This window comes from Bradyrhizobium sp. LTSP885, from assembly GCF_000938305.1.
Classification (GTDB): Bacteria; Pseudomonadota; Alphaproteobacteria; order Rhizobiales; family Xanthobacteraceae; genus Bradyrhizobium.
The window spans coordinates 1-13,616 of sequence record NZ_JYMT01000006.1 but is presented as its reverse complement, the minus strand read 5'-3'; the positions used below and the strand labels follow the sequence as shown (position 1 = coordinate 13,616).

The following is a 13,616-nucleotide window of genomic DNA, read 5'->3' as shown; positions in this document are numbered from 1 at the left end:
GCTAGACGCCCCAACCGTCCGAGAGGCTCTTGACGATCGCCGGATGGTTGGCGACGGCGGCAAGCATGACGGCTTCGTTGCGCTCGCCGGGATTGCCGAAATAATGCAGCCCGACCGCCTGGAGCGAGCCGAACTCGATCAACGGGCTTCCTGACGACCCGTTGGTGGTCGAGCAATCATGCGTCAGGACATCGGTCCCCAGCACGCCGCTGCAAAAGCCCGGGCTGAAGCGCTTGGTGCCGTCGAGCGCGCCGAACACCGTCACGACGTTGCGGTCGCTCTGCAGGTCCTTGACCGGGTGTCCGGCCGCGAAGATCTTCGTGTCGGTCCAGTTCGACCGCTTCGCCAGATCGAGCGTGATCGGCGACGGCGGCACGCTGCCGCCGGCCGGCACTTTCAGCGTGAAGATCGCAATATCGGGCGTTTCGCTGTCCTCGACATACATCACGTTGTCGACGTCAAACCGCACCTTGCGATCCACATCGTTCTCGAATGCGAAATCCACAACGGCGCGCTTGCCCGGGATCATCCGCCAGCCGTCGCGAGGATCGTTGCCCGCCAATGCCAGGTTTTGCCGCGCGAGCAGCTTGCCGACATGGGCGTTGGTGACGAGTGTATTGTTGCCGATCATCCAACCGGTTGCGATCGGAGCAAGACTGTCCTCGGAACTGCCGAGCATGATGCAACCGACCCGCGCGCAGATGTCGTGCAGGCGGTTCACCTCCAATGACATGGTGGTGATCCAGAACTCGTCGGCGATGCGGTCCGCGCCGGTTTCCTGGGTTTGCGGCGTGTCGTGGCGCACGAACCATGCCGGCCGGCCGGTCACAAGGATGACGGCCTCGGTAAAGGCCATGGTCTCAGGCTTGAGATCCGCCTGACGGATATCGCCCTTGATCAGCCCGCGGGCGGTGAGCAGGCCGTCGCGCGCCATCCTGGCCGCAGTCGCTTCGGCAAGCTCGGAATGCTCTGGCGCGGCGGCCTTCAGTTGCGCAGCAATGTGGCGTTCGAATCTGTCCTGCGAAGGCAGCACGGGTTGCAGCGATTCCGTGTTTCCCTCGCTCAGGCGCATCCGGCGGATCGCACCGACAAGCCGCGCGGCCCGTTCGTCGGACGATTCCGGATAACGCGGTTTCATGACGGTGCGACCATGACGCGCCTCAGGCTGAAGCTGCGGCGAGCCACTCTCTCACTGTCGCAACGATCTCGGCAGAGAGGCGCGGACCCGAATTCGCGGTGATTCCGAGGCTTGGTGCAGTTCCGCCGGTGCCATAGGCGTGGACTGCAACGGCCTGCGGCTCGGCTGTCGCGGAGTCCTGGACCCACACCGGCGAACCGCTCTGTCCGCCATAGGTGTCGACGTCGTAATAGATGCGGCGCGCCGACGAGCGCAGCACTCGATTGGCGTGGAAATACTGGCTGCGCCCGTTGTCGAGATCGGCCGGGTAGCCGGAGATGTTGACCAGCGCGTTTTGCAGGTCGGCATCCGACAGCGAGGCGATCTTGAAATAGCCGACGGTGTCTCCGAGCGGTTTGCTGATCTGGATGCAGCCGATGTCATAGTCCGGGTCTGCCGACGTAATCCACTGCTGCAAAGCGAAGAACTTTGTCGCCGTGACGGTGCTGTAAGGAAAGGTTCCGCCGTTTCGGCCGGGCGAAACCTCGATCGAGCCGATCCATCCGTTGAAGTCGGAAGAGCTATGGACGCAATGCCCCGCGGTCAGAAGCGTCCGCGGGCCGATGAACCATCCGGTGCCGATGAACGTGGACGTCAGCGGCGCGCGCGAAATGAGCTTGAGCCCCGCGATCATCCGCCAGGGCCGGGCCTTTGTTTCGGTGATCTTGACGCGGTCATCCTCGCCGATGATCGTCTCAAATCCGACGCGGACACCCTTGGGCTTGATGGGCTTCTCGCGTTTTCCGAACACCAGCAGATCGGCGTCCGTCTGGACCGGATCGGCTGGATCGCTGCCGGCGCTGCTCGCGGTTTCCAGGACCTCGAAGGCAGGGCTGTTCTCGCTGGCCTGCTCGGCGGACGCCGAGGACCACTGCAATGCCTTGTTCATGTCTGAAATGCCTTTTTCATAATGTTCACATTGTTCATAGTGTTCCTCCGCACCTCGCCCGGCCTTGAAAAAAGCGGCCAGCGCCACGCGGTCAATACTCGCACTTTAGTTGTACTGCAGGGAAATGCAATAAAACTCGCTTGCGCGCTCTTGGCGCCACGGCCGCTATTGACAGCCAGCCTGCCATCTGCATCCTGAGGTAGTATTTGAATTTCCGCTATTTTTTGTCCGAGGCTGGCGTTCGCCTCTGCGCCGCGGTTTGGCTGAACAACTAGTTTTAGATCAAAAGATTGGGAGAAGACGGTGGCAAAACGAAAGAAGACCGGCAAGTCGTCGCGCAAAGCGCCGTCCAGGGCTCCATCGAAGGCTCCATCGAAGGCATCGTCCAAGACCCGGGTCACGAAGAAGCGTGCTGCCAGAGGCGGGGCGGGCGGCCGCGAGATGGCTGAGGCCGCGGGGCCGGTTACTCTCGAGCAGGCGCGGGAACTTGCCGGCGTTTCGCGGCCGAAGCGGGCGATATCGGCGGCCCGCGAAACCGCCGGGGTGCCGGCGGAGGCGCCGTCGATCCGTGAGGTCGGCGAGCAGCGCGAGAAGTTGCGGGAGGAGCAGCGCGAGGAACGCGCACGCCGCATCGATGACTACAAGGCGGTGATGGATATCATGAAGGCGCGCGGAGCGCTCCCGCCGGGAAAGCGCGGAGCCGGCGGCCGCGAGACCGCCGCGGAAAGCGGTGAGTCGTTTGAACCCCTGCGAATCTTCGCCGAAGGCGACTCCTGGTTCGACTATCCGGTCCCGCTGTTTGGCGGTGGCATCGTTCCCCGGCTGGAGAACCTCCTGGGGGTGCCGATCCTGAACCTGGCAAAGGCCGGTGACGAGGTTCGCTACATGCTCGGCGTTGAAGAGCGAAAGGTCATGATCGAGCATCTCAGCAATGGCAGCCCTTCGGGCGACCCCTGGGATGTGCTGCTGTTCTCCGGTGGCGGCAACGACATTGTCGACAATCCGATGGCGCTTTGGGTGAAGGACTGGAATCCGGCGCTGCCCCCGGCGGGCCAGATCAACCAGCCGCGCTTTGATGCAGCGCTGGTGTTGGTGCGCGCCGGCTACGAGGATCTGATCACGCTGCGCAATCAGCTCAGTCCGGATACGGTTCTGGTCTTTCACGGCTATGATTTCGCAATCCCCGACGGTCGTGGTGTCTGCAGCTTCGGACCTTGGCTCAAGCCGACCTTCGATCTTCGAAAATTCCCGACGATCGCTGCAGGCCAGGCCGTCGTTCGCGTGATGCTCGAGCAATTCGAAAAGATGCTGGTGTCGTTGAGCGGACCCAAGGCGATCGTGATGCCGACGCAGGGTGTGCTGGTGCCGCAAACCGCGTCGTGGGCCAACGAGCTGCATCCCGCCAAGGCAGGCTTCCAGCAATTCGCGCAGCTGTATCACGACAAGCTGAAGGCAATGTTCCCGGCACGCGTGGCGTGAGCCACTGCTCGGCGCGGTCTGATCAGCCCGTTACGCCAAGCAGCGCCTTCAATTTCATGACGGCGCTGTCGGGCGTCGTCAGCACCGGCTTTCCCGTGACCTCGGCGACGCGTTCCGCCGCGGGAGCCATGCTGTACTGCGCGAGTGCGATCAGATCGCAGTCGCGCAGGTCCTTGGAGGCCTCGACCACGAGGTGATCGTGCTCGGCCCGGTCGCCGCGGTCGAGCGCGGCTAGCGCATCCTCGGCGAGTTTTGGTACCAGCTGGACCGACGACGGAAACTCCGGCGGCGTCGAGACCAGCGTCGGCGGGAAGGTCGAGAGCAGGCCGATCTTCTTCCCCTTGGCGACCGCCTGTTCGATCATCGCCTCGTTCGGCTTCAGCACCGGCATCGGCGCGTGCTCGCGCGCCACCGCTTCGATGCAGGGACCGAACGCGGAGCAGGTGAACAGGATGCCGTCGGCGCCGGTCGAGGCCGCATAGCGGCCCATGGTGAGAAAACGCTCGGTCATGCGCGCGGTGAGCTTGCCGTCCTGTGCGAGATCGGCCGACAGACTGTCGTCGAGCAGGTTCATCAGCCGCGCCTGCGGCCACAATCTTGCGAACGACGCCTCGATCGGAACGATCGAGTGCTTCAGAGCGTGGATCAGGGTGATGCGCATGGTCGGTGCTTCTTGTCCCTCTTCCCGTTCTTCACGGGGAGAGGGTTGGGGTGAGGGGCTCTATCCGAGGAATCGGTGAGAGTGGTTATGCGGAGACTCCCCCTCACCCGGATTGCATCTTGCGATGCAATCCGACCTCTCCCCGCAAGCGGGGCGAGGTGACTTCTTACTTGAACGGAATCGCGTACATCAGGCCGCCCTTGCTCCAGGTGCCGTTGAGGCCGCGCTCGAGCTTCAGCGGGCTTGCCTTGCCGACATTGCGCTCGAATATTTCGCCGTAATTGCCGCCGGCCTTGATCGCCCCAACCAGCCATTTGTTGTCGAGGCCGAGCCGCGAGCCGAGGTCGCCCGATGCGCCGAGCAGGCGCTGGATCGCTGGCGTTTGCGACTTCGTCATCTCGTCGGCATTGGCTTGGGTGACGCCGAGCTCTTCGGCCTCGACCAGGCCGTAATGCAGCGAGGTGATGATGTCGCTCCACACCTCGTCGCCGTTGCGGGTGAATGGGCCGAGCGGCTCCTTGCTGATGGTCTGCGGCAGCACGACATAGTCGTCGGCCTTCGGCGCTGCGGTCGCAACCGCGCCGGCGAGCGCGGAGGCGTCCTGGGTCATGGCATCGCAACGGCCGCCGAAGAAGGTCTGGTACATGGTGTCGACGCGGTCGAACACCAAAGGCTTCCAGTCGATGCCGTTGGCGCGGCCGTAATCGCCGAGCGTCACCTCATGCGTGGTGCCCTGCGCGACGCAGACGGTGGCGCCGTTGAGGCCCTTGAGGTCCTTCACGCCGGTGTCCTTCTTCACCACAAAACCCTGGCCGTCGTAGAAATTGACCGGGCCCTGGCGCAGGCCGAGCGTGGTGCCGCGCAGATAGGTCTGCGTCGAGTTGCGATAGAGCACGTCGATCTCGCCCGACTGCAGCGCCGTGAAGCGGTTCTGCGCGGTGAGCGCGACGTAGCGCACCTTGCTGGCGTCGCCGAGCACGCCGGCCGCCAGCGCGCGGCAATAGTCGACGTCGAGCCCCTTGTAATTGCCTTGCGAGTCCGGCGCCGAAAAACCGGCAAAACCGGCGCTGACGCCGCACACCAAGGTGCCGCGCTGCTTGACGGTGTCGAGCGTCGCCGCGGTGGCGCTTGATACGCCGGCGACGAGCAAAGTTGCAGTGATAATGCCCCTGTACATGGTACTCCTCCTCCTACTGACCAATATCTTTCAACGCACTGTCGACGGCAGCGCCGAGCCGTTCGACGATCATGTCGATATCGCCTGACGTGGCGATATAGGGCGGGGCGAGCAGCACATGGTCGCCGCTCTGGCCATCGGCGGTGCCGCCGGACGGGTAGCAGGCGAGCCCGCCGGCAAAGGCGGACGACTTGATCCGCGCATGCAATTTCAGTTTGGGGTCGAACGGCTGCCGCGTGGCTCGGTCGGCGACGAGCTCGATGCCCCAGAACAGACCGCGGCCCCTGATGTCGCCGACATGGCGGTGATTGCCGAAGCGCTCGACGAGCCGCTGCTCGAGTTGCCTGCCGCGCGCCTTGACCTGGTCGAGCAGCTTCTCGTCGCTGATGATCTTTTGCACCTCGAGCGCGGCGGCGCAGGCCAAGGGATGCGCCAGATAGGTATGGCCGTGCTGGAACGCGCCGGAGCCGCTGCGTACGGTGTCGACGATGGTGCCGCTGGCGAGCATTGCGCCGATCGGCTGATAGCCGCCGCCGAGGCCCTTGGCGATCGCCTGGATGTCGGGCGCGATGCCTTCCTGTTCCCACGCATGCAACGTGCCGGTGCGGCCCATGCCGCACATGACTTCGTCGAGGATCAAGAGCGCGCCATGGCGATTGCAGATCTCGCGCACCGCCTTGAAGTAACCCTCCGGCGCCGTCACCGCGCCGGCGGTGGCGCCGACCACCGGCTCGGCGATGAAGGCTGCGACGGTGTCGGGGCCGAGGCGCTGGAATTCGGCTTCAAGGTCCGCCGCGAGCCGCGCCACGAAACCGGCTTCCGACTCGTCGTCAAGCTTCTCGTGATAGGCGAACGCCGGGGTGACATGGCTGAACGCCGGCGACAGCAGCGGCGCATAGGGCTCGCGGCGCCAGGCGTTGCCGCCGGCCGACAGCGCGCCCAGCGTGTTGCCGTGATAGCTCTGGCGGCGTGCGATGAAGCGCGCGCGCCTCGGTTCGCCGCGCTCGATGAAATATTGCCGCGCCAGCTTGATCGAAGCCTCGATCGCCTCCGAGCCGCCGCTGACGAAATACGCATACGCCAGTCCGCCCGGCTCATGGCCGACCAGCCGCTCGGCGAGTTCTTCCGCCGGCGCCGACGAGAAGAAACCGGTGTGGGCATAGGCGAGGGTCGAGGCCTGCTTTGCGATCGCAGCTAACACGCGCGGATGCTGGTGGCCGAGGCAGGACACCGCGGCACCGCCGGAAGAATCCAGGATGCGGCGGCCGTCCTCGGCGATCAGCCAGACACCGTCGCCGCCGATGGCCTTTGGCGGGGTTTCGCGCAGGCTTCGATGCATCACGCGGCTCTTGGGGGCGGCCATGACAGTCATCCTTTCTCGACAAAATATTGCGACATCTCGGCCAAACGGCCCTCGGTCTGTTCCAGCTTGCGTTTTGCGGCCGCGCCGCCCAGCGTGAAGGTGACGGCAGCCAGCGACTGCGCGATCGCGATCGCGCCGGTCAGGCTCGGGAAGAAGCCGGGCGAGGCGGCGGCCTCGAACAACAGCAGGTGGTCGGCCCCCTCGGCCATCGGCGCGCTGATCGTATCTGAAATCGCGATCAGCGTGGCGCCGGCCTGATGCGCCGCGCGCGCCGTCTCGACGCTGACCGTTGTGTAGGGCGCGAAGCCGAGCACGACCACGGCGTCATCGGCGCGGAACGCGCCGTGGTCGAGATCGAACGGCCCGGAGCCGCCGACCAGTTGCACCGCGTCAGGACGGAACAGGCGGAGCTGGTACGTCAGCAGTTCCGCGACGCTGCGGCAGCTGCGAAAGCCTGATATCCAGATGCGGTTTGCGCTGTGCAATGCACGTGCGGCCTCGGCAATCGCGCTCGACGAGATGCGCGCAAGGCCGGCAGCTTCGGCCTCCAGCTTTTCGTTGACCAGCGTGACATCGGCGTTCGGGCCGGCGCGGCGGCTTTTGGCGCGGCCGGAGAACGGCGAGACCTGCGCGGGCCGGCGCGCCTCTGTCAGCGCGGCACGCAATTCATCCCAGCCGGAATAGCCGAGCGCCTTGGCAAGACGGGTGAAGGACGCGGGATCGGCGCCGGCGACGGAGGCGAGGTCGCGCATCGAGCGCGTGGTGGCGTCGTAATCATTGGCTGCGACAAAACGACCGACCTCCTGCAACCGCATAGGCAGCGACGGCAGCGCGCTGCACAATTCGTTGAGGGGCGATGGTTTCGGCTGAACCTGGGCCATGAAACATATGTTGCATGAATCCAGATTTGGTGCAACATATGAAGTGCGCAGTTCAATTTTGACGCGTTTTCTTCACGCGAACCGGTATCCACTTCGCTCGAAAATGCTCTTGCGATCGTTTCTCGGGGATCCTTGTGCTGTGACGACATCGACGCCGAAACCTCCTCCCACGCGGCCCTGGCGCTTGTCGCTTGATGATCCGCGTATCGCCGGTCTGTTCTGGCAGATTGTGGTGGTCGGCATCGCGATCGCAATCGTCGCCTGGCTGTGGTCGAACGCCGTCCATAATCTTTCGGTGCGCCGCATCTCGACCGGCTTCGCCTTCCTCGGCCGTGAAGCCGGGATGCCGATCGCCGACAGCTGGATCGACTACAGCCCCAAGAACACCTATCTGCGCGCCTTCCTCGTCGGCCTCGTCAACACGATGCGTGTCGCCGTGATCGGCATTGTGCTCGCGACCGTGATCGGCACGCTGGTCGGGATCGCGCGGCTGTCGTCGAACTGGCTGCTGTCGCGGCTCGCGGCCGTCTATGTCGAGGTGCTGCGCGGCCTGCCGATCCTGCTGCAATTGTTGTTCTGGTACGTGCTGATGCAGGGGCTGCCGGCGGCGCGGCAGGCATGGCAGCCGGTCGAGGGCGTGTTCCTGTCGAACCGCGGTCTCATCATCCCATCCGTCCCGCTGCACGAGGCCAATTGGTGGACGATCCTCGCACTCGTTGCCGGGCTGCTCGTCCTCTATCTGATCAGGCGTCGCCTGATCGGCCAGCAAATGCTGGACGGCAAGGTGCGGCCGGCCTGGCCCTATGCGCTCGGCCTTGTGGGCGTGCTGCCCGTGCTGGTGTCGTATCTCGCGGGCGCGAGCTGGGGCATCGAATTTCCCGAGCTGCGCGGCTTCAATTTTGTCGGCGGCTCGACATTGGCGCCGGAATATTTTGCGCTGCTGATCGCGCTCGTCACCTACACCTCGGCCTTCATCGCCGAGATCGTGCGCAGCGGCATCCAGGCGGTGCCGCGCGGGCAATCAGATGCCGCCAAGGCGCTCGGCCTGAAACGCGGCTTCGTGCTGCAACACATCGTGTTGCCGCAGGCGCTGCGCGTCATCATCCCGCCGATGACGAGCCAGTATTTGAACCTGACCAAGAATTCCTCGCTCGCGGTCGCCGTCGGCTATCAGGACATCGTCTCGATTGCCAACACCACGCTGAACCAGACCGGGCAGGCGATCGAGTCGATCGCGCTGATCATGATGGTGTTCCTCACCATCAGCCTCGGCATCAGCTTCTTCATGAACTGGTATAATGCGCGGATCGCGCTGGTGGAGCGCTGAGATGAGCTCGGTCGCGCACGTCCCGCAAGATCCACTGCCGATCGGCCGGTCGCGCGCGCCGCGGACGCTCAGCGGCCAGATCATCGCATGGGTGCGCGCCAATCTGTTCCCCTCGATCCCCTCGAGCATCGCGACGCTGCTGATGTTGGCCGTGCTCGGCAAGGCCTGCATCAGCCTCTGGCAGTGGGGTGTCGCCAACGCGGTCTGGACCGTCTCCGGCAGCGATACCAGCGCGTGCCGCGCGGCGCACGGATTGGGAGCCTGCTGGGCGGTGATCCCCGAGAAATACCGCTTCATCCTGTTCGGCACCTATCCGTTCGACGAGCAGTGGCGGCCGGCGCTTGCGGTTGCGATCTTCATCGCGCTGTTCGCCGTATCGAGCCGCCGCGGCTTCTGGCGCAAGGAGCTGATCCTGTTCTGGGCCGCGGCGCTGGTCGCAATCGGCCTCCTGATGTGGGGCGGCATTCTCGGAATGTCCTTCGTCACGCAGGACCGCTGGGGCGGCCTGCCGGTGACGCTGATCCTCGCCACTTTCGGGCTCGCCTTCGGCTTTCCACTCGGAATCCTGGTCGCGCTCGGCCGCCGCTCAAAACTGCCGGCGATCCGCTCGCTCTGCGTGCTCTATGTCGAGCTGATCCGCGGCGTGCCGTTGATCAGCCTGCTGTTCATGGCAAGCGTGATGTTTCCGCTGTTCATGCCCGACGGCGTCAACATCGACAAATTGCTGCGGGCGCAGATCGCCTTCATCCTCTATGCCGGCGCCTACCTTGCCGAAGTGGTGCGCGGCGGCCTGCAGGCGGTGCCGCGCGGGCAATATGAGGCTGCTGACGCGATCGGGCTGTCCTACTGGCAGAAGAACGCGCTGATCGTGCTGCCGCAGGCGATTCGCCACGTCATCCCGCCGCTGGTCAACACCTTCATCGCCTTCTTCAAGGACACCAGCCTGGTCCTGATCATCGGCATCTTCGACTTGCTGACGACCGCGAAGACCGCGATCGTCGATCCGGCCTGGCAGTCCTTCAGCGTCGAGGTCTACGTCTTCGTCGGCGTGATCTACTTCGTGTTCTGCTTTGCGATGTCGCGCTACAGCCGCAGCCTCGAGGCGCAGCGCGCGCAAGGCTGAGGATAGCGAAATCGGACTGCGGCTACGCGCTGCAGTCTCGCCAATGTGCGTCGATCGCTCCACAAACTCGTCATGCCCGGCCTTGTGCCCGCCTTCGCTGAAGCTTCGGCGAGGCTGGCATCACGGCTCGGCGAAGCCTTGGCGCAGCCGGCTGCCGGGCATCCACGTCTTCGGTTACCGCGTAGAAAGAAGTGGATGGCCGGGACATAGGCGAGCGGAAGCGACGCCGTCCTTCAGACGGCTTTGCCCAGCCATGACGAGTTGAGGGAGCCGATCGAAGCAGCTTGCAAACCCGGCCAAAATCTATTTATGATCATAAAATGGATAAACCGGATTTTAGGGACATCGACCCCTCGCGGCATGCCTCGATCAAGCGCAAGCGGTCGGACGCCGTCGCCGATCTGATCCGCAGCCATATCTTCCAGGCGGGATTGAAGCCCGACGATCGGCTGCCGCAGGAGCCCGAGCTGATCGAGATGTTCGGCTGCAGCCGCTCGACCATCCGCGAGGCGTTGAAATCGCTGGAGGTCCAGGGGCTGGTGCAGAACACCACCGGCCCGGGAGGCGGCGCGCGCGTGGCGCCGGTATCGATCAACCGGATCGTCGGCCTGCTCAGCAACTACTTCTATTTCCAGTCCGTCAGCGCCGCGCAGATCTACCAGATCCGCCGGCTGATCGAGCCGGAGCTCGCCTTCAGCGTGGTCGGCCATCTCACGCCAGCGCATTTCGCCGCGCTCGACAAGGCGATTGCCGTGCAGAAGCACCACCCCGGCGGCGATGCCGACTGGGAGCATCATCGCCATGCCGAGATCGATTTCCATGACGTTCTGATCGAGGCCTGCCCCAATCCGCTGCTCGGGCTGGTGTGCCGGTTCGTCAATGAGGCCATCCGTCATCTGATCGGCAGGTCCGGCGTGCAGGAATTCGCGGCGAGCTTCACTTGCGAGAACATCGACTTCCACAAGCGTCTGATGAGCGCGTTCCGCTCGGGCAACGCGGCGCGCGCCCGGCGCGTGATGCTCGACCATGTGCTCAGCGCCGAAGCGGTCGTCGTTCCTGCGACCGACCGGGGCATCGATCAGCCGGTCTTCAGCGAGCCATTGCGGCTCGACTGAACGAACCATCAAGCACAAGTAGAGCAACAACAAGTGGAGGAAGGCACGTGACGAAAGCACCGATCTGGCAGTGGTCCGCCGTTGAGACATCAGCGGCGATCAGGAGTGGCGAGGCGACCTCAGAGCAAGTTGTCCGCGCCCACCTCGACCGCAAGCGCGAGGCCAATCCCGCGCTCAACGCCGTTGTCGTCGACCTCGGCGACGCCGCATTGAGAGCGGCGAAGGCCGCGGACGAGACGCTGGCCAGGAGCAAGCGCGAGGGTAGCGCCGTCGGCGCGCTGCATGGCGTGCCTGTTACGATCAAGATCAATATCGACGTCGAGGGCCAGGCCAACTCGAACGGGGTGGTGGCGTTAAAGGACAATATCGCGCCCGGCGACGCGCCTGTGACGGCCAATCTCAAAAAGGCCGGAGCCATCATCATCGGCCTGACCAACACGCCGGAATTCTCGCTGCGGGGCTTCACCGACAACCCGCTGCACGGGTTGACGCGCAATCCCTGGAATGCGGACGTGACGTGCGGCGGCTCCTCGGGCGGCGCCGGCGCGTCGATCGCCGCCGGCATCGGCACCATCGCGCATGGCAATGACATCGGCGGCTCGTTGCGCTGGCCGGCCCACTGCAACGGCATCGCCACCATCAAGCCGACCCAGGGCCGCATCCCGGCGTTCAATCCAAGCGCGACCGCGGAGCGGCCGCTGATGGCGCAGTTCATGTCGTCGCAAGGGCCGTTGGCGCGCCATGTCGCAGACGTCCGCCTCGGCCTCGAGGTGATGGCGCAGCGCGACCCGCGCGATCCCTGGTTTGTGCCAGCGCCGCTGCAGGGACCGAAGCCCGCAGCGCCGATCAAGGTCGCGCTCGCAAAGATCCCCGGCGACATGGAGACCGATCGCGGGGTGATCGCACTCCAGCGCAAGGCGGCCGACTATCTGGCGGATGCCGGCTATGCGGTCAGTGAGGTCGAGGTCCCCGATCTCAACAAGGTCTGGCAACTCTGGTGCGACCTGATCATGACCGAAACCCGGATCCTGCAACAGGACCAGATGCTGGCGACGAGCAGTGCCGACTTCCAGAAGACGTTCCACGGCTTCATGGCGCTCGCAAACCCGCTCGACCAGGCCGGCTACATGAAGGCGATCGCCGAACGGTCGCGCCACATCAGGAACTGGATGATGTTCCTCGAGCAGTATCCGCTGGTGCTGATGCCGACCACGGTCCGGCGGACGCCCGAGGTCAATGCGGATCTCGGCGGCGATCAACGCGTCAAGGACTTGTTCTGGAATGACCTCCGCTTCATTTCGTCGATCAACGTGCTGGGGCTGCCCGCGGCCGTGGTGCCGGTCGGATTGCATGACGGGTTGCCGGTCGGCGTCCAGATCGTCGGCTCGCGCTATCGCGAGGACATGTGCCTCGATGCCGCCGAAGCGATCGAGGGCAAGGTGGGCGTTTTGACAAGGCAATTGTGGGCGCGGGGCTGAGAAGGCGGATGTGACAGACCGTGCATCAAATTCGGTGTCGTCCCTGCGAAAGCAGGGACCCATAACCACCGACCTTGATTGTTGTGCCATGTTGGTATGACGAGTCGTGCCAACCAAACTCCGCCGCGGAGTATGGGTCCCTGCTTTCGCAGGGACGACGGCATGGGTGTGGCTGCGTTCGCGCGGATTTGTCGGCGAGCCTCGGAATGACGAAGGGACGGAGGCCGCGCCCTAATCACTGAGTTGCCCGACATGGCAAGTCCTCCGCGCAAAAATATTTCGCTTTATCAGAAGGGCAACTCAGGTGTATGAATTTCCCCGTCCCACCCGATTGAGGGGCGAGCGCACGTCACGAACGCGCGGTGGGATGCGGTGGACGCCGGGCGTGTGACTGACGGGCACGCGTAAGGCGGACGGTGAAATCGTGTGGTCCCGACGCCCCAGTGGCAGGCAAAAGTTCGCAAGGCGCTTACGCATCTCGCGGATGACGGTGACAAACAAGCCCGGTCTTCGCCGGGGAGAGCACGTATAAGCCGTAACCCATCGCGCAGGGAAAGCCGGAGTGCCTCCGCTGAACCTGTATGCTCGTGTGCGTTGCTTACTACTATTGCACACGGGACCGCGGGTGCAGCGTGCACCCGGCTTTCCCTGCGCCCTCTGTTTCGAGAGGGCGAAACGAAATGAAAAGCTCGGACAAATCATGTCGCGAGAACGCGAACGTGCGACTCACAGGCCGTGCAACAAATTCACTGTCGTCCCGGCGAAGGCCGGGACCCATAACCACCGAGGTCAATTGTTGCGCTACGTCGGAACGGCGAATCCCATTCACAATATCCGCTGCGGAGTATGGGTCCCGGCTTTCGCCCATAGGCGCTAAGATAGTTTGATCATGGCCTGATAGCGGCGCTTACGTCTGGGAGGCTCGCGCAGATGTCGTTGGAGAGCG

Annotated in this window: 12 protein-coding genes; 5 read left to right on the top strand and 7 right to left on the bottom strand. The window is 64.3% G+C overall.

Annotated elements, in window-relative coordinates; translation table 11 throughout:
* Nucleotide 1: 1 nt before the first annotated feature.
* From UP09_RS04850 to UP09_RS37420, 3 genes are read right to left on the bottom strand one after another with little or no spacing between them, the layout of a single operon-like run.
* The gene (locus UP09_RS04850) at nucleotides 2–1,138 is read right to left on the bottom strand and encodes a trypsin-like serine peptidase (RefSeq protein WP_044536924.1); all 1,137 of its coding nucleotides are present in this window, start codon (nucleotides 1,136–1,138) and stop codon (nucleotides 2–4) included.
* Nucleotides 1,139–1,160: 22 nt separating this feature from the next.
* Nucleotides 1,161–2,066: a trypsin-like serine peptidase gene (locus UP09_RS04845; RefSeq protein ID WP_052832958.1), complete on the bottom strand. Its 906-nt coding sequence runs from the start codon at nucleotides 2,064–2,066 to the stop codon at nucleotides 1,161–1,163.
* Nucleotides 2,063–2,455 (bottom strand): hypothetical protein, encoded by a 393-nt coding sequence (locus UP09_RS37420; protein ID WP_156164454.1) that lies wholly within the window; start codon nucleotides 2,453–2,455, stop codon nucleotides 2,063–2,065. Before UP09_RS37420 ends, UP09_RS04845 begins: the two co-directional genes overlap by 4 nt.
* 52 nt (nucleotides 2,456–2,507) lie before the next feature.
* Between UP09_RS37420 and UP09_RS04840 the strand changes: the two genes are divergently transcribed.
* A complete protein-coding gene (locus UP09_RS04840) occupies nucleotides 2,508–3,545 on the top strand; it encodes a hypothetical protein (RefSeq protein ID WP_156164453.1) in 1,038 nt (345 codons plus the stop codon).
* 22 nt (nucleotides 3,546–3,567) lie between these two features.
* Here the strand turns inward: UP09_RS04840 and UP09_RS04835 are convergent, their stop codons facing one another.
* From UP09_RS04835 to UP09_RS04820, 4 genes are all read right to left on the bottom strand, one after another.
* Nucleotides 3,568–4,206, bottom strand: coding sequence for an aspartate/glutamate racemase family protein (locus UP09_RS04835; RefSeq protein ID WP_044536922.1), 639 nt, complete (start codon nucleotides 4,204–4,206; stop codon nucleotides 3,568–3,570).
* 166 nt (nucleotides 4,207–4,372) lie between these two features.
* Nucleotides 4,373–5,383, bottom strand: coding sequence for an amino acid ABC transporter substrate-binding protein (locus UP09_RS04830; RefSeq protein WP_044536921.1), 1,011 nt, complete (start codon nucleotides 5,381–5,383; stop codon nucleotides 4,373–4,375).
* A gap of 13 nt (nucleotides 5,384–5,396) precedes the next feature.
* On the bottom strand, nucleotides 5,397–6,746 hold the full coding sequence (locus tag UP09_RS04825) for an aspartate aminotransferase family protein (protein ID WP_044537091.1): 1,350 nt from the start codon (nucleotides 6,744–6,746) through the stop codon (nucleotides 5,397–5,399).
* Nucleotides 6,747–6,751: 5 nt separating this feature from the next.
* Nucleotides 6,752–7,627: a MurR/RpiR family transcriptional regulator gene (locus UP09_RS04820; RefSeq protein WP_044536920.1), complete on the bottom strand. Its 876-nt coding sequence runs from the start codon at nucleotides 7,625–7,627 to the stop codon at nucleotides 6,752–6,754.
* A 139-nt stretch (nucleotides 7,628–7,766) separates the two neighbouring features.
* Here UP09_RS04820 and UP09_RS04815 point away from each other — a divergent pair, with 139 nt between their 5' ends.
* From UP09_RS04815 to UP09_RS04800, 4 genes are all read left to right on the top strand, one after another.
* Entirely contained in the window at nucleotides 7,767–8,954 is a 1,188-nt protein-coding gene (locus UP09_RS04815; protein ID WP_044536919.1) for an amino acid ABC transporter permease, read from the top strand.
* A gap of 1 nt (nucleotide 8,955) precedes the next feature.
* Nucleotides 8,956–10,077, top strand: a complete 1,122-nt coding sequence (locus UP09_RS04810; RefSeq protein ID WP_044537090.1) for an amino acid ABC transporter permease — start codon at nucleotides 8,956–8,958, stop codon at nucleotides 10,075–10,077.
* Between the two features lie 320 nt (nucleotides 10,078–10,397).
* Entirely contained in the window at nucleotides 10,398–11,192 is a 795-nt protein-coding gene (locus UP09_RS04805; RefSeq protein WP_044536918.1) for a FadR/GntR family transcriptional regulator, read from the top strand.
* 47 nt (nucleotides 11,193–11,239) lie between these two features.
* Nucleotides 11,240–12,670 carry an amidase family protein gene (locus tag UP09_RS04800; RefSeq protein WP_349643905.1) on the top strand — a complete coding sequence of 477 codons (1,431 nt, stop codon included), beginning with the start codon at nucleotides 11,240–11,242 and terminating at the stop codon, nucleotides 12,668–12,670.
* Nucleotides 12,671–13,616 lie beyond the last annotated feature (946 nt).